The organism is Variovorax sp. OK605 (genome assembly GCF_900115445.1).
GTDB lineage: Bacteria > Pseudomonadota > Gammaproteobacteria > Burkholderiales > Burkholderiaceae_C > Variovorax.
In genome coordinates, this window is the sequence record NZ_FOWL01000001.1 from 277,848 (window position 1) to 303,896 (window position 26,049).

General features: G+C 69.5%; 19 protein-coding genes. 9 read left to right on the forward strand and 10 right to left on the reverse strand.

What is annotated here, in order from left to right:
- Window position 1 precedes the first annotated feature (1 nt).
- Entirely contained in the window at window positions 2-3,097 is a 3,096-nt protein-coding gene (locus tag BM013_RS01280) for an efflux RND transporter permease subunit (protein WP_093121817.1), read from the reverse strand.
- A complete protein-coding gene (locus tag BM013_RS01285; RefSeq protein ID WP_093121819.1) occupies window positions 3,090-4,247 on the reverse strand; it encodes an efflux RND transporter periplasmic adaptor subunit in 1,158 nt (385 codons plus the stop codon). The genes BM013_RS01280 and BM013_RS01285 overlap by 8 nt, the downstream gene beginning before the upstream one ends.
- Window positions 4,248-4,445: 198 nt before the next feature.
- On the opposite strand from BM013_RS01285, the gene BM013_RS01290 reads away from it, so the two are divergent.
- The 5 genes from BM013_RS01290 to BM013_RS01310 all read left to right on the forward strand — a co-directional run bounded on the left by BM013_RS01290 (window position 4,446) and on the right by BM013_RS01310 (window position 9,777).
- Entirely contained in the window at window positions 4,446-5,141 is a 696-nt protein-coding gene (locus tag BM013_RS01290; RefSeq protein ID WP_093121821.1) for a response regulator transcription factor, read from the forward strand.
- On the forward strand, window positions 5,134-6,543 hold the full coding sequence (locus BM013_RS01295) for a sensor histidine kinase (protein ID WP_093121824.1): 1,410 nt from the start codon (window positions 5,134-5,136) through the stop codon (window positions 6,541-6,543). The genes BM013_RS01290 and BM013_RS01295 overlap by 8 nt, the downstream gene beginning before the upstream one ends.
- Before the next feature lie 289 nt (window positions 6,544-6,832).
- On the forward strand, window positions 6,833-7,813 hold the full coding sequence (locus BM013_RS01300; protein WP_093121826.1) for a tripartite tricarboxylate transporter substrate binding protein: 981 nt from the start codon (window positions 6,833-6,835) through the stop codon (window positions 7,811-7,813).
- A 57-nt stretch (window positions 7,814-7,870) separates the two neighbouring features.
- A complete protein-coding gene (locus BM013_RS01305) occupies window positions 7,871-8,170 on the forward strand; it encodes a YciI family protein (RefSeq protein ID WP_093121829.1) in 300 nt (99 codons plus the stop codon).
- Window positions 8,171-8,307: 137 nt separating this feature from the next.
- Complete coding sequence (locus BM013_RS01310; protein ID WP_371279626.1) at window positions 8,308-9,777, forward strand: methyl-accepting chemotaxis protein; 1,470 nt, start codon at window positions 8,308-8,310, stop codon at window positions 9,775-9,777.
- A gap of 37 nt (window positions 9,778-9,814) precedes the next feature.
- On the opposite strand, the gene BM013_RS01315 is transcribed toward BM013_RS01310, so the two are convergent.
- The 7 genes from BM013_RS01315 to BM013_RS01345 all read right to left on the reverse strand — a co-directional run bounded on the left by BM013_RS01315 (window position 9,815) and on the right by BM013_RS01345 (window position 18,872).
- Window positions 9,815-10,201: a DUF4150 domain-containing protein gene (locus BM013_RS01315; RefSeq protein ID WP_093121834.1), complete on the reverse strand. Its 387-nt coding sequence runs from the start codon at window positions 10,199-10,201 to the stop codon at window positions 9,815-9,817.
- A 36-nt stretch (window positions 10,202-10,237) separates the two neighbouring features.
- The gene (locus BM013_RS01320) at window positions 10,238-10,969 is read right to left on the reverse strand and encodes a DUF3540 domain-containing protein (RefSeq protein ID WP_093121836.1); all 732 of its coding nucleotides are present in this window, start codon (window positions 10,967-10,969) and stop codon (window positions 10,238-10,240) included.
- Entirely contained in the window at window positions 10,966-12,108 is a 1,143-nt protein-coding gene (locus BM013_RS01325; RefSeq protein WP_093121839.1) for a pentapeptide repeat-containing protein, read from the reverse strand. Before BM013_RS01325 ends, BM013_RS01320 begins: the two co-directional genes overlap by 4 nt.
- Window positions 12,105-14,789: a DUF2169 family type VI secretion system accessory protein gene (locus tag BM013_RS01330; protein ID WP_093121841.1), complete on the reverse strand. Its 2,685-nt coding sequence runs from the start codon at window positions 14,787-14,789 to the stop codon at window positions 12,105-12,107. Before BM013_RS01330 ends, BM013_RS01325 begins: the two co-directional genes overlap by 4 nt.
- A 13-nt stretch (window positions 14,790-14,802) precedes the next feature.
- Window positions 14,803-15,234, reverse strand: coding sequence for a hypothetical protein (locus BM013_RS01335; protein ID WP_093121844.1), 432 nt, complete (start codon window positions 15,232-15,234; stop codon window positions 14,803-14,805).
- Window positions 15,235-15,250: 16 nt separating this feature from the next.
- Entirely contained in the window at window positions 15,251-17,596 is a 2,346-nt protein-coding gene (locus BM013_RS01340) for a type VI secretion system Vgr family protein (protein ID WP_093121847.1), read from the reverse strand.
- Window positions 17,597-17,735: 139 nt separating this feature from the next.
- Entirely contained in the window at window positions 17,736-18,872 is a 1,137-nt protein-coding gene (locus tag BM013_RS01345; RefSeq protein WP_093121849.1) for an iron-containing alcohol dehydrogenase, read from the reverse strand.
- A 133-nt stretch (window positions 18,873-19,005) separates the two neighbouring features.
- On the opposite strand from BM013_RS01345, the gene BM013_RS01350 reads away from it, so the two are divergent.
- Genes BM013_RS01350 through BM013_RS01365 form a run of 4 tightly spaced genes read left to right on the forward strand, consistent with a single transcriptional unit; the run spans window position 19,006 to window position 25,023 of the window.
- Window positions 19,006-19,920: an alpha/beta hydrolase gene (locus tag BM013_RS01350; protein ID WP_256221379.1), complete on the forward strand. Its 915-nt coding sequence runs from the start codon at window positions 19,006-19,008 to the stop codon at window positions 19,918-19,920.
- Window positions 19,917-21,314: an SWIM zinc finger family protein gene (locus tag BM013_RS01355; RefSeq protein ID WP_093121854.1), complete on the forward strand. Its 1,398-nt coding sequence runs from the start codon at window positions 19,917-19,919 to the stop codon at window positions 21,312-21,314. Before BM013_RS01350 ends, BM013_RS01355 begins: the two co-directional genes overlap by 4 nt.
- Window positions 21,311-24,115 (forward strand): DUF6493 family protein, encoded by a 2,805-nt coding sequence (locus BM013_RS01360; protein ID WP_093121857.1) that lies wholly within the window; start codon window positions 21,311-21,313, stop codon window positions 24,113-24,115. The genes BM013_RS01355 and BM013_RS01360 overlap by 4 nt, the downstream gene beginning before the upstream one ends.
- 44 nt (window positions 24,116-24,159) lie before the next feature.
- A complete protein-coding gene (locus BM013_RS01365) occupies window positions 24,160-25,023 on the forward strand; it encodes a YbgC/FadM family acyl-CoA thioesterase (RefSeq protein WP_093121860.1) in 864 nt (287 codons plus the stop codon).
- Window positions 25,024-25,033: 10 nt separating this feature from the next.
- On the opposite strand, the gene BM013_RS01370 is transcribed toward BM013_RS01365, so the two are convergent.
- Window positions 25,034-25,945: a hypothetical protein gene (locus BM013_RS01370; protein ID WP_093121863.1), complete on the reverse strand. Its 912-nt coding sequence runs from the start codon at window positions 25,943-25,945 to the stop codon at window positions 25,034-25,036.
- Between the last annotated feature and the right edge of the window lie 104 nt (window positions 25,946-26,049).

The window sequence follows — 26,049 nt, forward strand, 5'->3', positions numbered from 1 at the left end:
CTCAACGGTCGCGGCGGGAGCGCGTGCCCCAGCCCTTGCGCTCGAAGAAGCGTTCCATCGCGAAAAACAGCGTCGGCAGAATGAACAGCGTCAGCAGCGTCGACACCACCAGCCCGCCGACCACCACCGTCGCCAGCCCGCGCTGCACGTCGGTGCCCACGCCGGTGGCCAGCGCGGCCGGCAGCATGCCCACGGAGGCCACCGTGGCCGTCATCAGCACCGGGCGCAAGCGCTCGGCCGCGCCTTCGAGCACCGATTCCTGAAGCGCCAGCCCTTCGCCGCGCACGCGGCGGAAGTTCGCGACCATGATGATCCCGTTCTGTATCGACACGCCGAACAGCGCGATGAAGCCCACCGCCGTCGCCACGTTCAGCGTTTCGCCCGCCACGTGCACCGCGATCAGCCCGCCCAATGTGGCCATCGGCACCACGCCCAGGATCAGCGCGACCTGGCGGATCTTGCCGAACTGGAAGAACAGCAGCACCGCCATGATGCTCACCACGACCGCCAGCGAGATGCCCAGGCGCGACTGCGCGCGCTGCTGGTTCTCGAACTGGCCGGCCCACTGCAGGCGGAACTTCGCGGGGTCGAACTTCACTTCCTTCGCAATGCGCTCGCGCGCCTCGTCGAGGTAGGAGGCCAGGTCGCGGTCGCGGTTGTCCACGCGCACCGTGATCTGCCGCTCGTTCATCTCGTGCGAGATGGTGCTTTCGCCGGTCTGCAGCCGGATGTCGGCCACCTGCGCGAGCGGCACCTTGGCGCCGCTGGAGCTGTTGAGCAGCAGCGCCCCGATGGCCTCGGTGTTGCCCTTGGCGCTCGGGGGCATCTTCACCGACACGTTGTAGGTGCGGTTGCCCGCGTACACGGTGATCACCGGTGCGCCGCCGATGCCGGTCTGCACCAGGCTGGCCACGTCGTTCGCGTTCACGCCGAAGCGCGCCGCGGCCTCGCGGTTCAGCTCGATCACCACCTGGGGAATGGGCGGCTCCTGGAACAGCGAGGCCGAGGCCGTGCCGCGCACCGTGCCCAGCAGCTCGACGATCTGGTTGCCGATGCGCCGGCTTTCCTTCAGGTCGTCGCCGTAGATGCGCAGCACCAGCGGGCTGTGCGCGCCGCCCACGGCGTCGTTCACACCGTCGATGATCGGCTGGCTGATGCCCACGTCGAAGCCCGGCATGCGCGCGAAGCGCTCGGTCAGCGTGCGCACGAAGGCCGCCTTGTTCACACCGGCCGGCCACTCGCCGTAGGGCTTCAGGCCCACGGGCACTTCCATGTGCGAAGGCGTCCAAGGGTCGGTGCCGTCGTCGTTGCGGCCCAGTTGCGTCACCACGTACGACACCTCCGGGTACTCCAGCAGCACGTGGCGCATCTCGGTGGCCATCTCGCTGGCCTTGTCCAGCGACAGGCCCGAGGGCAGCTGCACCTGCAGCCACAGCGCGCCTTCGTCGATGTCGGGCAGGAACTCGCGCCCGGCCGTGGCGCCCAGCACCACCACCGCGGCCAATGCCAGCGCGCTCAGGCCGTAGGCAATGGCGGGCACGTCGAGCAGCCTGGCCAGCACGCGCCGGTAGGCGCCCGTGAGCCACACCAGCGGCTTGTTGACGAAGGGCTTGCTGGGCTTGCGCAGCGCCACGTAGGCCAGGCTGGGAATGAGCGTGAGCGCGCAGAGCAGGGCGCCCACCAGCGCGTAGCCGACCGTGAAGGCCATCGGCTTGAACAGCTTGCCCTCGGCGCGCTCGAAGGCGAAGAGCGGAAAGTACGCCGTGATGATGATCAGCGTGGCGAAGAAGATCGGCCCCGACACATGGCTCACGGTTTCGAGGATGTTGCCTTCGGTGAGCGTGGCCTCGGGCTCTTCCTCGCGCCGCCGCAGGATGGCCTCCATCACCACGATGGCGCCGTCCACGATGATGCCGAAGTCGATCGCGCCCAGCGAGAACAGGTTGGCCGGCATGCGGGTGAAGTGCATCACGATGAACACCGTGACCAGCGACATCGGGATGGCCACCGCCGCCACCACCGCGCTGCGCGGGCTGCCCAGAAAAAGAATGAGCACGAAGCACACCAGCGCCATGCCTTCGAGCACCGTGTGCGTCACCTTGTCGACCGTGAGCTTCACCAGGTCGTCGCGGTCGATGTAGGGCACGATCTTCACGCCCAGGGGCGCCAGCTCCGCCTGCAGCGCGTCGATCTTCTTGTGCACGCCTTCGAGCACGCGCGAGGGGTTCTCGTACTTGAGCATCAGCACGATGCCCTCGACGGTGTCGGGGTTGGTGTCCTTGCCCAGGATGCCGCCGCGTTCCTGGTGGCCGAACTGCAGCCGCCCCAGGTCGCGCACCAGCACCGGCGAGCCGCCGTTCTGCGCCACCACCACCGTGCCCAGGTCGTCCAGCGTGTGGATCTGCCCGATGCCGCGCACCACGTAGCTCTGGTCGCCGCGCGCGATGCGCCCGCCGCCCGCGTTGGCGCTGTTGGTGTTGATGGCCGTCACCACGTCGTTGAGCACCAGGCCGTACTTCTGCAGCCGCGCCGGGTCCAGCTCCAGCTGGAACTCCTTGGTGAAGCCGCCGAAGTTGTTGATGTCGACCACGCCCGCCACCTGCTTGAGCGCGGGAATCACCTTCCAGCGCTGAAGCTCCGACAGCGCCATCAGGTTCTTCGTGTCCGACTCCAGCGTGTAGCGGTAGATCTCGCCGGCCGGCCCCGCCACCGGGCCCAGCCCCGGCTGCGCGCCCGAAGGCAGGCTGACCTGCCCGATGCGCTCGGTCACGCGCTGGCGCGCGAAGTAGTCGTCGGTGCCGTCCTTGAAGCTCAGGTTGATCAGCGACAGCCCGAAGGTGCTGCTCGAGCGGATCGACGCCAGCCCCGGCGTGTTGCTCAGCGCGCGCTCCAGCGGCGTGGTGATCTGCTGCTCGATTTCCTCCGCGGCCAGGCCGTTGACCTGCGTGGTGACCTGCACCGTCACGTCGCCCAGGTCGGGGTAGGCCTCCACCGTCATCTGCGTCCACGACCACGCGCCGAACAGCACCAGCGCGATCGACATCGCCCAAGCCAGGTGCCTGCGGCGAAAGAACTGGGTGATGATGAGATTAATCATTCAGCAGCACACCGCCACGCACCACCACGCGCTCGCCCGCGGCCAGGCCGCTGCGGATGCGCACGCTGTCGCCGTCCTCGCGGCCCAGCTCGACCCGGCGGCGCACGAAGGTCCAGGGTTCGGCCTCGACGAACACGCTCACGCTGTCGTTGTTCATCAGCAGCGCCGACGCCGGCACCTGTGCCTGCGCCGCCTGCGGCACGCCGAGCACGGCGGTGGCGTACATGTTGGGCTTGAACAGCCCGTCGGGGTTGGCGAACACGATGCGCGCGCGGGCGCGGCGCGTGTCGGCGTCGAGCACCGCGCTCACGAAGCCCACCTTGCCGCTGAAGCTGCGCCCCGGGTAGGCCGCCAGCGTGACCACCGCGTTCTGCCCCGGCGCCACCGCGCCCACCACGTTCTCGGGCACGTTCACCGTGACCCACACCGCGTCGAGGTTCGACACCGTCATCAGCGCCGCGTTGGCGTCGTTGAGGTTGGCGCCCGCGGCGGCGTTCAGGGCCGTCACGGTGCCGGTGACGGGCGCGACGATCTTCAGCACCTGCCCGCCGGTGCCCTCCGCCCCCACGCTGCGCAGGCGCGCCTCGCTGCGGCGCAGTTCGGCGCTCTGCTGCGCCACGCTGCTCTGGGCCGCTTCCACGTCCTTGGCCGCATTGGAGCCGGCCTCGTTCACGCCGCGTGCGCGCACCAGCGCACGCTGCGCCAGCTCGAGCGCGTCGCGCGCCTTCTGCGCGTCGGACACGGCCTGCGCGAGGTCGGGCGAGCTCATGGTGGCCAGCACCTGCCCGCGCTTCACGCTGTCGCCCAGGCGCACCTTCAACTCCAGCAGCTTGCCGGTCAGCGGCGGCAGGATGTTGACGGTGTTCGCCGGGTTGGCTTCCACCGTGGCGGGCAGGCTCACCTCGTGCGGCGAGTTCTGCTCGCCGACCGTGGCCACCAGCAGGCGGTCGCGCAGCGGCGAGCCGGAGGGCACGCTCAGGCGGTTGCCCTGGCGCACGAGCATCGGCGCGGGGGCGGCGGCTGCTGCTTCGGCTGCGGGGGTGGCGGCATGGGCTGTGTTGTCGAACGAGTCGAAACACAGGGCCGCGCAGGTCAGCACCCCGAAAAAGATGCGGGCATTGGTGACTTGGTACAGGGATTTCTTCTTCATCTCGGGCGTCCGGCTCGGGCCTCGTTCGAGCGGGCGCGCCGCGCACGGGGTGCCGCCCCATGCCCTCGATTCGCTCCCGCTTCCTGCGCAGGAGGGTAGGAAAAACCGGCTGAAGAAGCCCTCAAGAAAGCCTGAAGTTTTCTTCAGGATCCGTGCCCGACGGCCAGCGGTCAGGAAGGCGCGGCATGATCCGCCCCCATGAGAATCCTGTTGATCGAAGACGACCGCAAGGCGGCGCGCCTGCTCGCGCGCGGGCTGCAGGAGGAGGGCTTCGTCGTCGACACGGTGCACACCGCGGAAGAGGGCGACGAAGAAGCCTTCGTGATCGCTTACGACCTGATCGTGCTCGACTGGATGCTGCCCGGCAAGGACGGCCTGACCCTGTGCCGCGACCTGCGCCAGCGCGGCTGCAAGACGCCCGTGCTGATGCTCACCGCGCGCGACGCGCTGAGCGACCGCGTGGCCGGCCTGAACACCGGCGCCGACGACTACCTGACCAAGCCCTTCGCCTTCGACGAACTGCTGGCGCGCGTGCGCGCCTTGCTGCGGCGCTCGGAGATCATGCGGCCCGTGGTGCTGTCGCTGGCCGACCTGAGCCTGGACCCGATGAGCCAGCGCGTGCTGCGCGGCGGCATGGTGCTGGAGCTGACGCACAAGGAGTTCGCCATCCTGCAGATCCTGCTGCGCCACGTGGGCGAGGTGGTGAGCCGCTCGCGCCTGGCCGAGCAGGTGTGGAAGGACGACCTGATCGCCATCGACAACCTGATCGACGTGCACATCAGCAACCTGCGCCGCAAGGTCGACGCGCCGCCGGCGGTGCCGTTGATCCACACGGTGCGCGGGCGCGGCTTCCGGCTGGCGCTGGCCGGCGACACCTCGAGCGCGCATGCTTAGTTTTCGCAAGCGGCTGGCGCTGGCCCACGTCAGCGTGATCGTGGTGGTGATGACCATCGCGGCCTTCGGCGCGTACCTGGTGTTCTCGGGCAGCGTGCACCGCGAACTCGACGCCGCGCTGCTGGCGCTGGCCGAAACCGAGATGGGCATGCTGCTGTCCGCCGGAGACGGCGACACCGTGATCGTGCACGAGGCCCCGCCCGGCCCCGGCGCGCCGTCGTTCGTGCGGCTCGACCGGCTGGTGCAGATCGTCGATGCCGACGGCCGCGTGCTGGCGCGCAGCGCCAACCTCGGCGAGGCGCAGTTGCCCATTCCGCCGGTGCTGCGAGAGCAGCTTGCCGCGGGCGAGACCGTGTTCGAGACGCTCAACGGCTTCGGCGAGGAGCCGACGCGCATGGTGTCGGTGCCCGTGCCGGGCCGCCACGCGCTGCTGGCGGTGCAGGTGGCGGGCTCGCTCGACGACGTGAACCGCACCGTGGCCATGGCCAGCGTGCTGTTCCTCATTCTTGGCGGGGCGCTGCTGCTGGCGCTGGGCGCGGCGGGCGCGCTGATCACGCGGCGGGCGTTCGGCGCCATCGACGACGTGGTGCAGCAGGCGCACCGCATCGGCGACGCCAACCTGGGCGAACGGCTGCCGCACCCGGGAACGAACGACGAGATCGGGCGGCTCGTGGACACGCTCAACGCGATGCTGGCGCGCATCGAGCACGGCATGGAGGCGCAGCGGCGGTTCACGTCCGATGCCTCGCACGAGCTGCGTTCGCCGTTGTCGCGGCTGCGCACCGAACTCGAGCTGGCGTTGCGCAGGCCGCGCGAGCCGGCGGCCTATGTGGAGACGCTGCATTCGTCGCTCGAAGAAGTCGAGTCGCTCACGCTGCTGGTCGAGGAACTGCTGGTACTCGCGCGGCTCGATGCAGGGCAGGAACGCGATGCGGTGGAGACCGTGTCCTTGAACCTGCTCGCGGAAGAAGCGGTGCGGCGCGTGGAACCGATGGCTCGCGAGCGGCAGCTGCAACTGCTGCTGGAACCCGCGCCACCCGTGGCCGCGCGCGTGGCCCGCGGCGCGGCGAGCCTGGCGCTGGCCAACCTGCTGGACAACGCGCTGAAGTTCTCGCCGGCCGGCACCACGGTGCACGTTCGCCTGCGCGCGGACGCCCAGGCGAACGAAGCCGTCATCAGCGTGTCGGACCGCGGGCCCGGCATTCGCGGCGACGAGCTGCCGCACCTGTTCGAGCGCTTCTACCGCGGCGCGACGGCACGCTCGAACGAGAAGACACCGGGCCTCGGGTTGGGCCTGGCGCTGTCGCAGGCCATCGTGCATGCGCATGGCGGACGCATCGAGGCGGCGAACGAAAGCGGTGGCGGTGCGCGTTTCGACATGCGCTTTCCATTGGCGCGTTGAGTCTGCGCAGCCGGGCCCGATGTCCGGGGCGAGTGCACAGGCCGCTGGTGCTCGCCGGTCAACCACGGCTCTGATAACGCTCACGCCGACGGGGTGCCTTGCGCAGCGAAATAAAGGAGGAGGGCGAAGCCCGGGGGACATTCGCGGAGCAAGGTACCCCGTCGGCGTGAGCGCGCCCTGAAAGAAACACCCAAGACCCAGCGCCGGGCAAACCCTGACCATCCTTCGCATGCCCCACTTCGAGAATGCCCCAGTCCGTACTGCAACAACGAAGAGGGGTTCTCGCCACATGTCTCACGCCACGCTGTCCCGCCGCAGGTTCACGCTCGCCACCGCCGCAGCAAGCCTCGCCTTGCCCTCCTTTGCGCAGACCGCATGGCCCAGCAAGCCGATTCGCATCGTCGTGCCCTACACGCCCGGGGGCTTCACCGACCAGATGGCGCGGCTGGTGCAGATCGGCTTGCAGACACGGCTGGGCCAGCCCGTGCTGATCGACAACAAGCCCGGTGCCAACAGCCTGATCGGCGTCGACGCCATCGCCAAGGCACCGGCCGACGGCAGCACCTTCGGCGTCGTCATCGCGGCCTACGCGGCCAACACCACGCTGTACCCCAAGCTGCCGTACGACCCGCGCAAGGACCTCACCGGCGTGTCGTTGATGGGCGTGTCGCCGCTGCTGGCGGCGGTGAATGTCGATGCGCCGTTCAAGACCGCGCGCGACCTGATCGACTTCGCGCGCGCCAACCCCGGCAAGGTGAGCTTCGGTTCGTCGGGCAACGGCTCGGCCGCGCACCTCACCACCGAGCTGTGGAAGTCGCTGACGCAGACCTACATGATCCACATCCCGTACCGCGGCGCGGTGCCCGCGCTGACCGATTTGATGGGCGGGCAGATCCAGCTGTTCTTCGATGCGCCCACCGGCCTCATCAACCAGGCCAAGGCCGGCAAGGTGCGGCTGATCGGCGTGGCGGGCGACAAGCGGCTGGCCGCGGCACCCGAGGTGCCCACGTTCATCGAACAGGGGTTCGCGGGCTTCACCGGCAGCACCTGGGCCGGCATGCTGGCGCCGGCGGGCACGCCGCGCGACATCGTCAAGCGCATGTCCGAAGAGGTGGCGCGCATCGTCAGGAGCGACGACACGCGCGCCAAGCTCGATGCCATGGGCACCATTCCGGCGGGCAGCACGCCGGAGGAGTTCGACGCCTTCATCACGGCGGAGACGGCCAAGTGGGGCAAGGTGATCCGCACGGCCGGGGTAAAGGCGGAATAGGCGGAATAGATCGCCTGCGGCCGGCCAGGCTGGCACGGCCGGTGCTTGGCATGGGGCATGAAGCACTTCATCGTCGAAATCAACTACCTCGTGCCCTTGGAACAGATCCAGCCCTGCGTGCCCGCCCACCGCGCCTACCTTCAACAGGGCTATGACGCCGGCCTGCTGCTGTGTTCCGGCCCGAAGGTGCCGGCGACCGGCGGCTTCATGCTGGCGCGTGCCGCGTCGCTCGAGGCACTGCAGGCCTTCTTTGCGGAAGACCCGTTCAGCACGGAACAGCTCGCCAGCTTCAAGTTCAGCGAATTCAACCCGGTCAAGCGCCAGGGCTGGGCCGAGGCCTGGTTCAGCGAACCCTGACAGAAGAAGGGCCCCTTGGGCTCAAGATTTCGGCGGCGCTGCCGATAAGCCGGAAGTACCCAACTTCCTGCTGTCGACCGCCTTCCATGAAACTGCGAACCCGAATCCTTCTCCTGTGTGCCGCCGCCCTGATCGGGATGGTCGTGCTTGCCTCCGTCTCGCTGTCGACGCTGCGCCAATCGATGATGAACGAGCGCACCGCGCAACTCTCCACGCTGGTGGTGCTGGCCAACGCCTCGCTCGAGCGCCTGTACGAGCAGGAGAAGTCGGGCGAGCTCACGCGCGAGCAGGCGCAGAAAGAGGCGAAGAAACTCATCGGCAGCCTGCGCAAGGACGAGCTCTACTTCTTCGTTCGCGGCTACACGAATGACGTGAACTACGTGCACCCGAACCCCAAGCGCGTGGGCATCGTGGACGCCAAGGGCGGCAAGGAAGCCGGCGAGCGCTACCGCGCCGCGCTGGCGGCCCACACCGTGGCCACGCTCACGGCCTACGGCACGCGCCCCGGCGCCAAGCAGGAAGTGCAGAAGCTCTATGCCATCGTCAAGTTCGAGCCGTGGGACTGGATCGTCGGCTTCGGCGACTACATCGACGACATCGACACCGCCTTCTGGCGCAACACGGTGATCCTGCTGGCGATCGGCGGCGCGCTGATGGTGGTGGTGGGCGGCATGGCCTGGGCCATGGCGCGCAACCTGTACCGCCAGTTGGGCGGCGAGCCCGGCTATGCCGCCGAGGTGGTGCGCCGCATCGGCGCGGGCGATCTGGGCGTGCAGGTGCAACTGCAGCCGGGCGACAGCGCCAGCCTGCTGCACGCCATGCAGCAGATGCAGCAAAGCCTGGCCGGCACGGTGAGCGAGATTCGCGGCTCCACCGACACCATCGCCACCGCCAGCGGCCAGATCGCCTCGGGCAACCTCGACCTGTCGTCGCGCACCGAGGAACAGGCCAGCTCGCTGGAGCAGACCGCCGCGTCGATGGAAGAACTCACCTCCACCGTGAAGCAGAACGCCGACAACGCGCGCCAGGCCAACCAGCTGGCCGTCTCCGCCTCGGCAGTGGCGGTGCGCGGCGGCAACGTGGTCGGGCAGGTGGTGGACACCATGGGCTCGATCAATGCGTCGTCGAAGAAGATCGTCGACATCATCGGCGTGATCGACGGCATCGCGTTCCAGACCAACATCCTGGCGCTCAACGCGGCCGTGGAAGCCGCGCGTGCGGGCGAGCAGGGCCGGGGCTTTGCGGTGGTGGCCGCGGAAGTGCGCAACCTCGCGCAGCGCTCGGCGGGCGCGGCCAAGGAGATCAAGCTGCTGATCGACGACTCGGTGGACAAGGTCGGCGCCGGCAGCGACCAGGTGGCCGAGGCGGGCCGCACGATGGAAGAGATCGTCGCCAGCGTGCGCCGCGTGACCGACATCATGGGCGAGATCATGGCCGCGAGCCAGGAACAGACCTCGGGCATCGAGCAGATCAACCAGGCCATCTCGCAGATGGACCAGGCCACGCAGCAGAACGCCGCGCTGGTGGAGCAGGCCGCGGCGGCGGCCGGCTCGCTGCAGGAACAGGCCGGCAGCCTGGTTCAGGCGGTGAGCGTGTTCAAGGTCTGACAGAAGCAGAAGCGCCGGGACCAGGCCCCCGCGCGGTTCAAGCCGCCAGCACCAGCACCTTGAACTGGCTCGGCACGATCCGCATGCCGACGATGTTGCAGCGGTTCTGCACCGCGAGGCTGGTCATGCGCGTGCACGGCGTGCCCTTCAGCAGCACGGTGAAGGCGCCGGTGATGTGGCGCGACGGCCCCATCACGGTCTGCGACACCACGCCCATCAGCACGCCCGCGTTGTCGCCGTTGGTGATGGGCGTGACGGTGGCCATGTTGTGTGCCGGCGTGCCGCCGTACAGGATGTTCCAGGCATTGGGAATGGCCGTGGGGCCCAGCGCGAAGTTGGGGTAGGGAATGGGAATGGCGGGCGGCGTCTTGCAGACGTCGGGAAACGCGAGGTCCACGCCCATCATCTGGCTGTTGGCGAACATGCGGCTGGATTCCTTCCTGGTTGCGTCGGGCCGGGTTCAGCCCATGTGGATCTGGTCGGCATCGACCTTGACCAGCGCCTTGCTGGTCACGAGCGTGTTCTTCGCGTGCAGGCGCAGCGTCTCGCGCGCCTGGTAGTCGATCTGGCCGGCGCGCACCTGATCGACTTCTTCGGTCAGCCGGAAGCTGGAGCGCGTGAGCACGCTGAGGCGGTCGAGCACGGTTTCGCAGGTGCGCCCGATGAAGCGCGCGACCAGCGTGGTGACGCGCACTTCGCCGCCGCGGTAGGCCATGTCGTCGACCTCGAGCCTGGCCTTCTGCGCGTGCAGGGTCAGTTCCGGCGACGCCAGGGCGATCTGCGTCTGCGCCTGCAGCGCAATGCCGCCGTGGCGCGAGCGCAGCGTGACGTCGCCGTCCACCACCAGCTCCGACCGGCTGGCATCGGCCTGCGTGATGACGGCGATCAGGTAGACATGGTCGCGCTGCGGTCCGGCCACGAGCACCGTGTCGCCCACGCCCGGTGCGAGCAGGCAGCTCGCGGCGCGCGGGCTGTGCCAGCGGTCGCCGCCGGCCTGGGCCTCGACGAGGCAGCGGCCGTCGTCCAGCACCTGCACGACATGGCCCAGTGCGCTGCCGGTCCAGGGCGGGGAGGGCGTCGAGGAGGGCGGCAAGGGCTTGTGCAGCAAGGCCTGCATCTCGTCATGGCTCTCGCCGGCGCACGCCTGGGTGTGCACGGCGTTCGGTTGCTCGCGGATGGCGCGGTGGGTCATGAGCCTGGCTCCTCGGGCAGCGGGGTGGACATGCGAGGTGTGCGCAGCGGGCGGCCGTAGGCGTCGCGCCCCGCGCGTTGCGGCCGGCTGGTGCGCGCGGCGGCCACGCGCTCGGCCTCGAACAGCGCGGGGTCGTTGTCGAGCACGCCGAGGCGGTCGCTCCAGCGCGTGCCGTCCTGCATGGCGCGGTGCAGTTGCGTGCGCTGGAAGGTGGCGCCGCGCATGTCGGCGTCGGCCAGGTCGGCGTAGGAGAAATCGGCGTACACGAGGTCGCTGCGCGCGAACGAGGTGCGGTTGCAGCGCGCGCGATGAAAGATGCACTGCGTCAGCTGCGCGCCGGACAGGTCGGCATCGGCCAGGTGCGCATCGACCCACAGGCTCTGCGCGAAGTGGCCGCCGCGGCAGTCGGCCTGGCGCAGGTCGGCCTCCGGAAAAAGGCATTGCGGCGCGTGCACGCCGGTGAGCACCGCGCGCTCGAGCGTCGCGCCCTTGAAGTTGCACTGGCTCAGCCGTGCGCGGTCGAAGTTGCAGCCCGTGAGGTCCGCGTCGATGAACTGGCACAAGTGAAAGGCCTGTTCAGAGAAGTCCTGCCCGGCCAGGTCGGCCTCGCTGAAGATCACGTTGTGAAAGCTCGCGCCCTGGAAGCCGGTGCCGCGCAGTGCGGCGCGGTAGAACACGGTGGTGTGCAGCGCCACGTCGTCGAAGCGCGCGTCCTCGAGCGCGCATTCGCCGAACACGGCCTTGGTGAGGTCCGCGCCGCCGAAATGCACCCGGCCCAGTTCGCTTTGATGAAAGGCCGCAAGGTCGAGTTGCGCGCCGTTCAGCTGCGCGTCCTGCAATTGCGATGCGCTGAAGACGGTGCGCGTCATCGCCGCCTGCCGCAGGCTGGCGCGCGGCAGGGCGCATTTGTGGAAGGCCGCGCGCTGCAGGTCGGCGCCGTCGAATGCCGCGTCGTCGAAGCGGCAGCTGTCGAGCATCGACTCGGTCAGCCGCGCGCCGCGCAGGCTCGCGCCCGAGAAGTCGCATTCGCCGAAGACGCCGCCGCTCAGGTCGAGGCCGTCGAAGCGCATGCCCTTGAAGTCCTGGCCCTTGATGTGCTCGCCGCCGCGAATCTTCTGCGCCAGTTCGTCCGGCCTCATTGCACCGGGTCCGCCGCGCGGCGCGGGACGGTCTTGGCCTGCTCGAGGTAGGCGCCGCGCGTTTCGGTGACGGTGTCGATCAGCGCCTGCGACACGTCGGCGCGGAACAGGTTGGCCTCGCGCAGGTCGGTGCCGACCAGCGTGGCCTTCTGGAGGCTGGCGTGCATGAGGTTGGCGCCGCGCAGCGAGGCATGGGTGAAATCGGCGCGGATGAACAGGCTTTCAGGCGCGTCGATGGCGCTCAGGTTGGCGCCGACCAGGCTGCAGGCCGAGAGGTCGCAGGTGTCCAGCGTGGCCCGGGCGAAGCGCGCGCCGTTCAGCGGCATGTCGCGCAGGCTGCACTGGACGAGCGTGGCGTCCTCGAAGCCGGCGGTGCGCAGGCTGCTGGTGCCCACGAAGCAGGTGGTGCGCAGCGTGGCGCCGCTGAACACGATGCCTTCGTCGCCCGGCGTGTGGACCCAGGCGCTGGCTTCGAGGCTGGCCTGCGAGAAGTCCAGCCGCGAGACCACGCACGAGATCAGGCCGAACTTGTGCAGCGTGGCCGCGTGGAAGCTGCAGTCGTGCAGCCGGCTTTGCTCGAGCAGCGTGACGTAGTCGAAACGCGCGCCGTCGAAGCAGCAGCGCTCGAAGTGCATGCCCATCAGGTTCAGGTGCTCGAGGCGGGCCTGCGTGAAGTCGCAGTCGTCGAAGCGCGTCTTCTCGATCACCGTTTCATGGAACCGCGCGCGGGCGAACGAGGTGCGCGCGCAGTGCGCCAGGCTCAGGTTGGCACGGTGCAGCACGCAGCCCGCGAGCGAGGCGCCCTCGAGCTTCGCGCGCACCAGCACGGCCTCGGTGGCGTCCGCGTCGTCGAGCAGGGCGCCGGCGAGGTTGGCGCTTTCGAGCAGCGTGCGGTGCAGGCGGGCGCCGCGCAGGTCCATGCCCGAGAGGTCGGCGCCCGTCAGGTCCATGTCCGACAGGTCGCGGGTGCCGGCCATGGCCTGCTGCACGCGCTGGCGCGCCGCGCCGGCCTGCTCGCTGCCCATGGCGTCGGCGGCGCACTGGTGCTGGGCCGCAAGGCGGTACATGTCGATCAGGCCGCGGCGGCCTTTTTCGGCGGTGTGTTCGAGTTCCATCTGTTGTGCCGGCGGCATCGGTGCGGTGCGCGTGGCGCCGGCGATGCCGAGCAGGCCCCGCATCACGCCCTGCGCGTCGAAGGTGGGAGGGCCCTTGGCCTGGGTGCGTGTGGCGTCGTTCACGAGCTCGCCGGTGTCGAAGCCCACCTTGCGCGACTCGCCGGCGTTGGCTTGGGCCAGCTGCGCGAGCTCGCGGCGGCCGTCTTCGAGCTTGCGCTGCTGCTCGCGCTCGTAGACCTTGGTCTGCGCGATGAACTCGGGCAGCTCGGCCAGGGTCGGCATTCGGGTGAAGGGCGCGGGCACCGCGCGCTCCTTGAAATGGCGCGGCTTGTGGCCGATGTCCGAAGCCTGCCCGGCGAGCTCTTCGCGCAGCGTGCGGCCGCGCTCGCGCATGTTGCGCACGAGCGGGGATTCTTCGTCCTCCATCTGGTCCAGCCACGGGCCGATGGTGCCGTCCGGCAGCAGTTCGTCGTCGCGGAACATGTAGAGCGCGCCGGTCTCGGGGTCGCTGCGGCGCTGCAGGATCGCGAAGTAGTGTTCGAGCGGGCGCGGCGCGTCGGCCGCAGCCTCGATGGCCGGCATCACGTGCGTGACGTCGGCGGCATCGTCTTGCGCGATGGCGGTCTCGCCATGGAAGATCAGCGCGACCTGCGCCAGGTGCGGGAAGAACCATGCGGTGGTCAGCCGCAGGTCGACCTCCTCGAAGCGCTCGGGCTCGGCGCGGCCCGACGCCGTCTTGCGGGCGATGAAGCCGCGCGCGCGCCAGTCCGGCAGGCGGCCGCGCTGCACCGGCTGCGACGGGTGCATGTTCCAGATCTCGTACGGCGTGCCGCCCGGGATGCGGTCGCTGTCGGCCCAGCGCTGTTCGGGCGCCGCGGCGTTGAACAGGCGCCAGTCCATGTCCTGCGCGAAGCCGGGGTACAGGTGCTCGCGCCAATGGCTGTCGTAGTGCCGGCCGATGAGCTGCATGCGCGCGGGCCAGCTCACGTCGATGGCGCCCAGGCAGGCCGGCGCCGCCTGCCGCGACGGATGGTCGATGCGGCGATGCGGGTGCTCGACGTTGGGCAGCGGGTGCACCTGTGTGCCGTCGGCGGCGGGCACCGGCGCGTGGCCCATGCCCAGCGGGTTGTCCGCGAAGCCCGGGCCGCCGTAGGCGCGGCTCCAGTCGAGCCGCATCGCATCGAAGGGCTGCGGCGCGGTGGCGCGGCCGTCGAGCCAGTAGCGGTCGCCGAACACGATGAACTGCCGGGCCAGCGCGCCCACGCGCAGCTCGACGGCGCAGGCCGTCTTGTCCTGCTGGTGGCGGGTGTAGGCGTGGCCGGTGGCGAGGAACTCCGCGCAGGGCTTGGGCATGCCGAGGTCGAGCACGCCGGTGGGGCCGAGCTCTTCGGACACGGTCTTCCAGAACTCGGTCTCGGGCAGCAGCACGCCGCCTGAACTTTCACCTGCGCCGCCGGCGTCTTCCATCGACAGCATGCCCATGACCGTCAGGCCCAGCCGCTGGTGGCCGGCGCGCAGGAAAGGGCGCGTGATCACGCTCAGCCGCAAGGGTTTGACTGTTTTCACGGGGGCGGGGCGCTCAGGCGGTGGCGCGCGGAATCTCGAGCGGCGTGCGCGTGCGGTCGACCGCCAGCACCGCCGCGTTGCCCGGGTCGCGCAGCAGGTGCACGCGGGTGCCGGCCACCGCGAACTGCGGCACCAGGCCCTCGTCGATCAGCGTGCGCACCACGGCGGGCCGCGAGCCGCCTTCGCCGTCGAACACCTTCAGCGCGAGTTCGCAGGCGTACACCGTCTGCCCCTGGCTGCCGCCGCGCGACAGCTCGTGCTCGGAGCGCTTGAGCGACTCGACCTCGGCCTGGGTCGGGATGCCGCTCTGGGCCAGGCGCTGCCACGTCCTGGCTTCGGCCGAATAGACGCGGTTCTCGCGCGAAGCCACGATCACCACCGACAGCGCGACCACCAGGATCGACCCCATCAGCACCGCGAACACGATCCACATCAGGATTTCCATCGATCTCTTTTCCTGCTCAGGCCACCAGCGTCAGCACCTTGAACTTGGCCGCCAGCCCGCCGGTGGCGATGAGCATGCCCTTGTTCGCAATGGCCATCCCCTTGGTGCTGACTTCGAGCGGCTTGTTCTTCAGCGAGAACACGGCCGTGTCGATCTTCACCGTGGCAATCTGCGCATTGAGCGCGGCGTAGTACTGCAGCCGCGCGCCCCACACGTCCAGCGACGTGCCCACCAGGCTGATGCGAAAGCCCACCCCGCCCGCACGGAACAGCCGCCAGTCGCTGCTCTTGGCATAGTTGTTGTTGTACGTGACGGAGTTGTTGGTGTAGTCGTTGGTGATGTTGTTGTAGGTGTTCGACGTCGTGTTGTAGACGTTGGTGTTGATGACGTGCTGTGTCGTGTTGTGGATGTGGTTGGTGGTGTTGAACGTGACGTCCGGCGAGGTGTGCACCGTGGGCCCGGTCACCGTGGTGGTCGAGGGGCCGTTGACCAGCACATCGTTCGAGGTGTTGATGGTGTCGTTGCGCCCGTCGCTCACGAAGCGGATTTCCTGGCCGTCGATGGTGCCGTGGAGCCCGCCCGTGATCGCCAGCTTCACGCCGCCGGTGATGGTGTCGTCGAGCCCGCCGCTGAGCATGCGCGTCTTGCCGCCCGAAATGGTCTGGTTCACGCCGCCGGTCACGGTCTCGGTGAAGCCGCCGGTCACGTCGCGGGTGTCGCCGCCGGTGATGCTTTCCTTGGCGCCGGCCGTGATGTCGCGCGTCTCGCCGTCCTGGTAGGTGGCCGACTCGTGGCCCTTGATGAGCGTGGTGCGGGTGCCGTCGGTGGTGTGCGTCTCGTCGGCCTCCACCTCCACGTCGAGGTTGCGCTCGGCGTGCAGCAGGATCTGCTCGGCGCCCGCGCGGTCCTCGAAGCGCAGCATGTTGGCCTGGTTGGCCGCGCCGCCGGTGCTGGAGCGCGTGAGGATGCCGCTGGCCGTGGCGTTGGCCGGCAGCTCCCATGGCGGCATCTGGTCGCTGTTGTAGACGCGGCCGGTGATGATGGGGCGGTCGGGCTCGCCGCCGATGAAGTCGACGATCACCTCCTGGCCCACGCGCGGCATGTGCATGGTGCCGTAGTTGGCGCCGGCCCAGTTGCTCGACACGCGCACCCAGCACGAGCTGTTCTCGTCCGACTGGCCGTAGCGGTCCCAGCGGAACTGCAGCTTCACGCGGCCGAAGCGGTCGGTCCAGATCTCCTCGGGGCCGACCACCGTGGCGGTCTGCGGGCCGTTGGTGCGCGGGCGCGGCGTCTTTCGCGCGGGGCGAAAGGGCACGCTCGAAGGCAGCACGGTGAAGTCGAACTCGCACACCGACTCGCTGCTGCCGCCGGTGGAGTACTCGGGCTCCTGCAGGTCGTAGCGCGTCTCGGTGACCAGGTACTCGCGGTTGTCCGATTCGCGCGGGCAGTGCGTCATCTGGAACAGGTAGCCCGGCGCCATGCCGACGACGTTGGTGTGGCCCGCGGCCAGCTCGTGCGCGCCCTGCAGCTCCTGCAGGCGGATGCGCGCGTAGCTGTCGCCCTGCTGGTGCTCGGTGTAGCCGCCGAGCCATTCGTAGACCTCGTAGGTCGAGTGCTCGTGCGGCTTGGGGTCCTGCTGCACGCTTTGCAGCGAGGCGCGCGACTTCTTGAAGTCGAAGTCGTCGAGCATCACGCGGCCCGAGGTGATCTGCTCGCTCACGCGCCACTGGTCGATGCAGGGCTCCAGCGCGTTCAGCACGCGGTCGCGCGGGCGGTAGGGAATGCTGGCGTGGCCGGGCAGGGGCGTGTAGCTGCCGCTGTCGTCGGCCAGCACCAGCAGGTGCGTGCCGTTGCCGTGCTCGAAGTGGTAGGCAATGCCTTCGTGCTCCATGAGGCGGCTCACGAAGGCGAAGTCGCTTTCCTGGTACTGCACGCAGTACTCCCAGGCGGGGTAGCTGCCGGTAAGGCGCTTTTCGAACTGGAAGCCGTACTTGCCCAGCACCTCGTCGAGCACCTCGGGCACGCTCTTGTTCTGGAAGATGCGGCAGTCGGTGGTGCGCGTGAGGTACCACAGCCACGGCTGCACCAGTGCGCGGTAGATGTAGTGGCGGCCGGTTTCGTTGGCGCGGCCCACCAGCTCGAAGCGCACCACGGTGCCGTTGAGGAAGCGCGCGCCGGCTTCGTCGGCCAGCTCCAGCGTGAGCGAGGTGCCGAGCAACTGCTTCAGTTCGAGGCTGAAGCTGGTGCTGACCATGTCCACCTCGAACTCGAAGAGTTGCGAGAGCCCTTCGCGTCCCCGCATCGCGCGGAACTTGAGCTGCTCGGTGCTCAGGACGGTGTGGACTTGGACGGTACGTGGCATGCGGAACTTCCCTGACCTCTGGGACTTTCGCGGGTGCGAAGCCTTCTGGGGCCAGTCTAGAAATTCCTCATGTCATACCAATGACGCGAAGCCTGTAGAAAAAGCGCTTACACAGAAGGTGCAAGGCCTTCGCGCCGGTTCACATCGAGGCTTCGAGCATGGCCTTGTAGTCGTCGCGCGTGGCCAGGCGCGGGTTGGTCTTGTGGCAGTGGTCGGCCATGGCGCCGTCGATGATCCTGTCGAACATGGCGGGCGTCACGCCCACCTCGGCCAGGCCCGTGGGCAGGCCCAGGCGCGCGTTCATGTCGCGGATGGCATCGCCCAGGTCGCCGGCCGAATCGAGGTGCATGGCCTGCGCCATGCGCTGCAGGCGCTGTTCCTTCTGTACCGATTCGGCACCCGCGTTGAAGTGGATCACCGCGGGCAGGAAGAGGGCGTTGAGCGTGCCGTGGTGCAGGCGCGGATCGACCCCGCCCAGGCTGTGGCTCAGCGAGTGCACGCAACCCAGGCCCTTCTGGAAGGCCATGGCGCCCTGCATCGAGGCGCTCATGAGGTTCAGGCGCGCCTCGCGGTCGCTGCCGTCCTTGGTCGCGCGCTCGATGTGGCCCCAGGCACGCTCCAGGCCGTCGAGGCCGATGCCGTCGGCCGGCGGGTTGAACGCGGCCGACATGAAGGTTTCCATGCAGTGCGCAATGGCGTCCATGCCGGTGGCGGCCGTGAGCCTGGGCGGCAGGCCGAGCGTGAGTTCGGGGTCGCAGATGGCGGCCTTGGGCATCAGGAACCAGCTGTGGAAGCCCAGCTTGCGGTGGTCGTCCACGATGACGATGGCGCCGCGCGCCACCTCGCTGCCGGTGCCGCTGGTGGTGGGCACCGCAATCAGCGGCACCGCGCGCTCGGTGATCCTGGGCGAGCCGCCTTCGATGGTGGCGTAGGTCTTCAGCGGGCCTTCGTGCGTGGCTGCGATGGCCACGCCCTTGGCGCAGTCGATGGCCGAACCGCCGCCCACCGCGATGAGCCCGTCGCAGCGTCCGCCGCGGTACAGCTCGACGGCCGCGCGCACCGCGGCTTCGGTCGGGTTGGAGGGGGTCTGGTCGAACACCGACACCTCGAGATCCGCGATGGCGTCGAGTGCCTTCTGCAGCACGCCGGCCGCGCGCACGCCGGCGTCGGTCACGATCAGCGGGCGGTTGATGCCGATGCGCGCGCACTCGCTGGACAGCAGCTTGATGGCGCCGAATTCGAACTGGATCTGGGTGAGGTATTGGATGAGTGCCATGGGTGTGGGAGTGCTCGGGGCAGTACGATTGCCGACCAGCCAAATCTAACAAGAGCGATCAGTCTTGCACACGAAAGAAACCCTTGCCGGTGTCGCGCCCGGAACACCCCACGCCGCACGGCTGACCGCGAAGATGGCCAGCGTCGTCGAGCGCATGGCGCGCGCCGGCCACCCGCCGCTGGACCGCATGACACCCGAGGAGGCCAAGGCCTCCTACGAGAAGGGTGCCGGCGTGCTCGAGGTGCCCAAGCCCGAGCTTGCCCGCATCGAGGACTTCGACATTGCCGCGCGCGACGGCCACGCCCTGCCGGCGCGGCTGTACGCGCCGTCTGCCGCGGTACTGCCGGTGCTGGTGTACTTTCACGGCGGCGGCTTCACGGTGGGCAACATCCGCACGCACGACACGCTGTGCCGCGTGCTGAGCAGCAGGAGCGGTTGCGCGGTGGTGTCGGTGGACTACCGGCTCGCGCCCGCGCACAAGTTTCCGACCGCGTCGAACGACGCGTGGGACGCTTTCGAATTCATCGCGAAAGAGGGCGCCGGCATGGGCCTCGACCCGTCCAGGCTGGCGGTGGGCGGCGACAGCGCGGGCGGCACGCTCGCGGCCGTGTGCGCCGTTCTGGCGCGCGACGCGGGCCTGCCGCTGGCGCTGCAGATGCTCATCTACCCCGGCACCACGGCGCACCAGGACACGGCCTCGCACCTGCGCCATGCCGACGGGCCGCTGCTGACGAAGTCGATGATCGATTTCTTCTTCGCGCAGTACGTTCGCACACCGGCCGACCGTGACGACTGGCGCTTTGCGCCGCTGCTGGCCGACGACGTCGACGGCGTGGCGCCCGCGTGGATCTGCCTGGCCGAATGCGACCCGGTGGTCGACGAAGGCATTGCCTATGCGGACAAGCTGCGCGCGGCGGGCGTGCCGGTCGACCTGGAGATCTACCGCGGCGTGATCCACGAGTTCATCAAGATGGGCCGCGCGATTCCCGAGGCGCTGCAGGCGCAGGCCGATGCGGCCAAGGCGCTGCGCGAGGCCCTGCAGCCTTGAGCGCGGTCGCCCACGCCTACCGCTACGCGCACGCCTCGGCCACGCTGGCCGAACCCGCAGGGCCGCGGTTGAGCCTGGCCACGTCGAGCCCGCAGGCCGACGGCGGCGCGGCGCATCCGCACTTCTTCGAGGGGCGGCTGCTGCAGCCCCGGCTGTGCGCGGAGATGCTGAGTGCCGTGCACCTGGTGGTCGGCTCGCGCTTCTTCACGCCGGCCAACAGCGTGGCGCGCGCCATTGCGCTGGCCGACCCGGTGGTCACGGCCGGTGGCGAGCTGCTGCGCTTCGAGGGGTTCTCGGCGTGCTGCAGCTGCTATGTGCGCGTCGACCTGCTGCCCGCGTCGTACGACGGGCAGGTGGTCGGCAAGGGCACGACCAACGTCGACTTCAATGCACCGATGCGCGCCGCGCTGGCACGGCTGCGCGACGCCGACGGGCTCTCGCTGTCGGTCGGGCGCGACGCGCTCGCGCTGCAATCGGGCGGCCACGAGGTGGTCGAGCGCAAGGTGGCGCTGCCGCTGCGCTGGCTGCGCGGCATGGTCGAGGTGCAGTCGTACCTGGCCGGCATGCGGCACCGCTTCGAGCTCAAGGGGCTGGAGGCGTTGCGCTTTTTCCGCACGCTGCCCAAGGCCTCGACCAGCCGCACGCCGCTGTGGGTGGTGCCGTCGCCCAAGGGGCCCTTCACCACCACGCGCCCGCACCCGCAAGGCGTGCGCGTGACCGACACCAGCCGGCTGCGCGTGCTCGAGGCGCTGCTGCCCAAGGCGCAGAGCCTCGCGGTGCATGCCGACGAGGCACAGCAGGCCAGCGCCTGGGTGCTGAGCTTTCCGGGCGCACGGCTCACGCTGGCGCTGAGCGCCGAACCGTGGCGCGGCTTTTCGGGCGAAGGGCAGGCGCTGCGCGCGCTGATGCGCATGGACGACGAGCGCGCCGTGGCCCAGGTGCGCGCGCAGCTGAACTGGCAGGCCGTGATCGACACCGCCGAACTGGCGGCCAAGCTGGGCGTGGCCGCGTCGAGCGTGGAGGACAGCCTGCGCATCCTCGGTGCGTCGGGCCTGGTGGGATTCGATCTGGCCGCAAGGAGCGAAGGAGCAGAGGGACGCTACTTTCACCGCGTGCTGCCGTTCGACCTGTCGTCGGTCGAGGACATGCACCCGCGGCTGGCCGATGCGCGCGAGCTCATGGCGCGCGGCGCCGTGCACATCGCCAAGGCCAGTCCGATCGATGCGCAGGTGACCAGCGGCGGCACCGTGCACAGCGTGCGCGAGACCGACGGCGAGCTGCGCTGCACCTGCCCCTGGTTCGCCAAATACCAGGGCGAGCGCGGGCCCTGCAAACACGTGCTGGCGGTGGAAGCCACGGCCGCATCCACCAACGCGACAGAAGGCGATCGATGAGCAATGAAGAGGAACTGCCGGCGTTCGTGCCGGCCGATGCGCTGGAGCGCGCGGTGCACCAGGGGGATCTTGATGCGACGCTGGCCCTGCTGAAGGCCATGCCGGCCGCGCAGCGCAAGGCGTGCGGTGAGTCGCTGGAGCGGATGGGCCGGATGATGCGGTCCAGCCATTGGCAAGGCAGCCCGTATGCGCGGCAGTGGGGCGGCGAGGCGCACACGGCGCAGTACCGCGCCTTGCAGGCCGCCGCCGTGTGCATGGCGCCGAGCGACTTTCTCGACCATGCCCATCCGAAGTTGGCACTCGACCGTGACACGGTGGCGGCGCTGTGCAAGCAGTTCGGCGTCGACTCCGCAGCCTGGCGCAGCGCGCTGCAGCACGCGGCCGAAGCGGCGGTCAAGGCTTTTCCGGGGCACATCCTCCCGCTGCAGGACCTGGTGGCCGCGGGACTGATCGACCGGCCGCAAGGAGACGACTACCTCATCGGCCTGATGGCCCTGCCGCGCGCCTTGCGCCGCACGGACACCATCGGCGAGAAGTTCGACAGCGACCCCGGCCTGTATCAGGCGGCGCTGCGGCTGTTCGACTTGGAGGGCACCGGCGAGCACAACCTGTCGGCGGTCGACAAGTACAACCATTCGCCGCAGAACGCGTGGTCGCACATCTTCATTGCCGGTATTGCGCGCGGCGAATTCACGCGGGCGCAGTTGCTCGACAAGACCCTCGGGACGCTGGAGCGCGACTGGCCGCAGTTCCGCGCGGGCTGGTTCTCGCGTTTCCATGAAACGCTGGCGCTCACGGCGGACGAGATGGCGCCCTTTGCGCCGCGCTACCTCGGCCTGTGCCAGAGCCGCATTCCGCCCACGGTGGCGCTGGCGCTCGGCGCGCTGAAAGCGCTTCACGCGGCGGGGAATGTCGACGGCGCATCGCTGCTGGGCGCATTGCAGCCCGCGTTCTATGCGAGCGCCAAGTCGCAGGTCGATGCGGCACTGAAGCTGGCCGAAGCGGCCGTCAAGCGCGAGCCCGCACTGGCGCACGAGGCCTCGGCCGTGGCCTTGCACGGGCTGGTGCACGAGGCGGCCGACCTGCAGAAGAAGATCATCGAGCGGCTCAAGGCCTGGGGCATGGACGACGCGGCGCGCACGGAACTGGCGGCGCACGCGCAGGGCGTGGCGACCGTCAACCGGCCGGCGCTGCTGGCCTTGGTGGGCGAGGCGGCAGTGGACGCGCCCGCGGATGTCGCGAATGCGGCGGATGCCGCGGTGGTCGACCCGGCGTCTGTGGGCGCCGGGCCGCTCGATCCGCTCGATGCGCGCCGGGCGCTGTTGCCGATCAGCGATGCGGCCGACCTGGTCGACCGCATCGCCTTCGTGCTGGAGAACCCCAAGGACATCGACGAGCTGGAGCGCGTGCTCGAGGCGCTGGTGCGCATGGCGCCGCTGCCGCAGCCCTTGCTCAAGCAGTTCGCACCGGTGATGAAGCGTGCGCGCAAGCTGGCGCAAGCCGAGGTGCAAGGCCGGCTCGCCCACCTGCTGGCCTTCGTCGTCGCCGGTGAGCGCACCGGCGAGGCGGAAGAAGAAAAAGAACAAAAAGAAAAAAGAGAAGAAAAGAAGCCGGAGGCCGGCGAATTCCTCGAGCTTCGGGTGAAGGACCTGATCGACCAGGCCGCACAGGGCTGGGGCCTGGCGCCGCTGGCGTCGGCCACGCACGGGCGCGGCTTCATCGACCCGGCGGTCTTCATCGAGCGCATCGCGGCGTACCAGGCGCGTGGCGTGCTGCCGCCTTTGGGCGAACAGGTGCGTGGCCTGCTGCGGCTGGCACCGCCGGGTGAACGCTCGGCGGCGTTGCTCGACAAGGCACGGCGACTGGCCGACGCGCCGCTGGTGCGTGCGCTACGCCATGCGCTAGGGGAAGACGGCATCGCCATCGCCGCCAAGAACGGTGACGAGCAGGCGCTGTTCGCCGCGGCCGCCCGCATCCGCCACCCCGGCGGGGACGATGCGCATGTGCTGGCCGTACTGGGCGAGCTGGGGCCTGACGGTGCGAGCGCCGCGCGCTACAGCTGGTCGGTGACGGCCCGCAGCTCGACCTACGACGGCAAGACCTGCGTGCACCACGACCTGGTGCTGGCCGCCGCGCAGGTGCCCCCGAGCACGCCCAAGACCTTGGCGGCCGTGCGGCGTGCCGGCGTGAAGAGCGCTTTCGACGAGGCGCTGCTGCGCCACATGGCCACGGTGCTGCCGTCGTCGCTCGAAGCCTTTTTTGCGGACGGCAGCCGCCAGGTCGGCAACAACCTCGACTGGTGGGAAGTCGAATGGCAAGACCGCGCCTACCTCGCGCTGCTGCTCGACCCGACCGTTCCCGTGACCGCCGCGCAGCCCATGGCCGTGCTGCTGCTGGCGTTGGCACTGGCCGGCAAGGAGCCCGGCCAGACCGCGATGGCCGTGGACGCCCTGGTGCAGTCCTTCACCGAAGGGCGGCTCGACGTGCCGGCGCTGGGCGCGCAACTGCGCGCGCTGCTGGCCTCGCCGATCGTGATGGCCAAGCGTTATGCCAGGAGCCTGCAGGCGGCGGTGCGCGCCGACGCACGGCTGGCCGCGCCGGTGTTCGACCTGCTCTGCGACATGCTGGCCGCCGATGTCGACAATCCGCCGAAGGATCTGGCCGCGCTGATGGAGCTGCTGCTCGAGATCGCCTTGAGTTCCCAGCGTGCGCTGCCCGCGCCGGCGCGGGAGCTGCTGTCGGCGCTCAAGCTCGGCGGCAAGGGCCGTGCGGCGCAAAAGAACCTGCTGGCCCTGGGCTGAACCTGTTTCGATTCCTGCGATTTCTCAATTTTCCGGAGACAAGAATGCAACGTAGCGATTTCCGTTTTTTCCATCGGCTGCGCGTGCGCTGGGCCGAAGTCGACATGCAGAAGATCGTGTTCAACGCGCACTACCTGATGTACTTCGACACCGCCATCTCGGACTACTGGCGCGCGCTGGCGCTGCCGTACGAAGAGGCGATGCATGCGCTGGGCGGCGACCTGTACGTGCGCAAGGCAACGATCGATTTCCGCGCCTCGGCGCGCATGGACGACATGCTCGACGTGGGCATGCGCTGCGCGCGCATCGGCAATTCGTCGATGGTGTTCGAGGGCGGGCTGTTCCGGCAGGACCAGTTCCTGGTCGGCTGCGAGCTGGTCTATGTGTTCGCCGATCCGGCCACGCAGACGTCGAAGGCGGTGCCCCAGGTGCTGCGCGACGTGCTGACCGGCTACGAAGCCGGCGAGCCGATGCGCACCGTGGAAACGGGCGACTGGGCCGCGCTGGGCGAGGGCGCCGGCGCCCTGCGGCGCGCGGTGTTCATCGAGGAGCAGAACATTCCCGAGTCGCTGGAGTGGGACGAGAACGACGCGATGGTGCTGCACGCCGTGGCGCGCAACCGGCTGGGCCAGGTCATCGCGACCGGACGCCTGCTGCACGCCGAAGACGGCGTGTCGCACATCGGCCGCATGGCGGTGCACCGCAACCTGCGCAGCGGCGGGCACGGCGCGGCGGTGGTGCGCGTGCTCGAGGAGGCCGCGAAGGCGCGCGGCGACCGCGAGGTGGCGCTGAACGCGCAGCGCAGCGCCGAGCGCTTCTATGCGCGGCTCGGCTACGCGGTGCACGGCGAGGGCTTCGAGGAAGCCGGCATCCCGCACATCGAGATGCGCCGGCCGCTGCAGCCGTAGCGCGAAGAGCTCAGTAGCGCGGCGGCGGGTCGGGCACGTAGCCCGGCTCCGAGCCCGGGAACGGCGACGGGCCGGCCGGACGCGGCCAGCGCGGCGGCGGCGAAACCGGGATCACGCCCGCGGCCACGAGGTTCTCGCGGCTGTCGTAGCGGATGCGCACGACCTCGTCGGGCGAAGACTGCGCGCGGTCGAAGGTGGTCTTGCCGATGTACGAGGTCTCGCGGCGGCCATGCGCGGTGCCCAGGCTCGGGCTCGGTGCGGACTGGCGGGCCATGCTGCCCGAAGGGGACGCGGCGGATTCGGCCGCCATGCCGTTGTCGGCCGGGCTGGCCGGGGCCGCCTTGGCGCGCGCATCGCCCATCGGCGACGACTCGCTGCGGCGTTCGCGATCGCCGTATTCGTCGCGGCGCGGGTACGGCGTGATGGGCGGCGGTGGCGGCTCGGGCATGCGCTCGCGGAACATGGCGACGCCGATCACGCCCACGTCGTCGGGGCGGCCGGTGCGGCTCGCGTAGGAGTTGCCGGCGGCGGCGAACTCGAAGGCCGCGATCTGCGAATCGCTCTTGCGCCAACCCGTGATGTCGCTGCGCTCGCGCGCGCCGAACACATAGCCGTTCTGGCCGACGCCGGCGGTTTCGCCGGTGACGACGTTCACGCCGTCCACCGACATCACGGCCATGATGCGTTCGCCCATCGCGTTGCGTGCGCGAATGGAATAGCGCGTGCCGGGGCGGCCCGCCACCCAGTATTCGCCGCGGTGGCGGTAGACCGGCAGTTCGGCGCCGGTGCTGCGGTCGACCACGCTGATCTGCATCAGCGAGCCGACGCGCCCGGACGGCTGGCTTTGCGCCCAGGCCGGCACGGCCAACGAAGAGGCCATGGCGCCCAGGGCCAGGGCGGTTGAAAAGAATCTGCGCTTCATGGTGTCTTCCTTGCCGGGAGTTGATCGGTGCAGGCTTCTACGGCGCAGCAGCGGCAGCAGGGTTAAACGACACGCGAAAAAATGGCGCTATCTGTTCGATAGCG

Bases quoted from the DNA above. Each gene is read 5' to 3' on its own strand.
- BM013_RS01280 (WP_093121817.1), bottom strand. From the start codon at position 3,097: ATGATTAATCTCATCATCACCCAGTTCTTTCGCCGCAGGCACCTGGCT.
- BM013_RS01285 (WP_093121819.1), bottom strand. From the start codon at position 4,247: ATGAAGAAGAAATCCCTGTACCAAGTCACCAATGCCCGCATCTTTTTC.
- BM013_RS01290 (WP_093121821.1), top strand. From the start codon at position 4,446: ATGAGAATCCTGTTGATCGAAGACGACCGCAAGGCGGCGCGCCTGCTC.
- BM013_RS01295 (WP_093121824.1), top strand. From the start codon at position 5,134: ATGCTTAGTTTTCGCAAGCGGCTGGCGCTGGCCCACGTCAGCGTGATC.
- BM013_RS01300 (WP_093121826.1), top strand. From the start codon at position 6,833: ATGTCTCACGCCACGCTGTCCCGCCGCAGGTTCACGCTCGCCACCGCC.
- BM013_RS01305 (WP_093121829.1), top strand. From the start codon at position 7,871: ATGAAGCACTTCATCGTCGAAATCAACTACCTCGTGCCCTTGGAACAG.
- BM013_RS01310 (WP_371279626.1), top strand. From the start codon at position 8,308: ATGGTCGTGCTTGCCTCCGTCTCGCTGTCGACGCTGCGCCAATCGATG.
- BM013_RS01315 (WP_093121834.1), bottom strand. From the start codon at position 10,201: ATGTTCGCCAACAGCCAGATGATGGGCGTGGACCTCGCGTTTCCCGAC.
- BM013_RS01320 (WP_093121836.1), bottom strand. From the start codon at position 10,969: ATGACCCACCGCGCCATCCGCGAGCAACCGAACGCCGTGCACACCCAG.
- BM013_RS01325 (WP_093121839.1), bottom strand. From the start codon at position 12,108: ATGAGGCCGGACGAACTGGCGCAGAAGATTCGCGGCGGCGAGCACATC.
- BM013_RS01335 (WP_093121844.1), bottom strand. From the start codon at position 15,234: ATGGAAATCCTGATGTGGATCGTGTTCGCGGTGCTGATGGGGTCGATC.
- BM013_RS01340 (WP_093121847.1), bottom strand. From the start codon at position 17,596: ATGCCACGTACCGTCCAAGTCCACACCGTCCTGAGCACCGAGCAGCTC.
- BM013_RS01345 (WP_093121849.1), bottom strand. From the start codon at position 18,872: ATGGCACTCATCCAATACCTCACCCAGATCCAGTTCGAATTCGGCGCC.
- BM013_RS01350 (WP_256221379.1), top strand. From the start codon at position 19,006: ATGGCCAGCGTCGTCGAGCGCATGGCGCGCGCCGGCCACCCGCCGCTG.
- BM013_RS01360 (WP_093121857.1), top strand. From the start codon at position 21,311: ATGAGCAATGAAGAGGAACTGCCGGCGTTCGTGCCGGCCGATGCGCTG.
- BM013_RS01365 (WP_093121860.1), top strand. From the start codon at position 24,160: ATGCAACGTAGCGATTTCCGTTTTTTCCATCGGCTGCGCGTGCGCTGG.
- BM013_RS01370 (WP_093121863.1), bottom strand. From the start codon at position 25,945: ATGAAGCGCAGATTCTTTTCAACCGCCCTGGCCCTGGGCGCCATGGCC.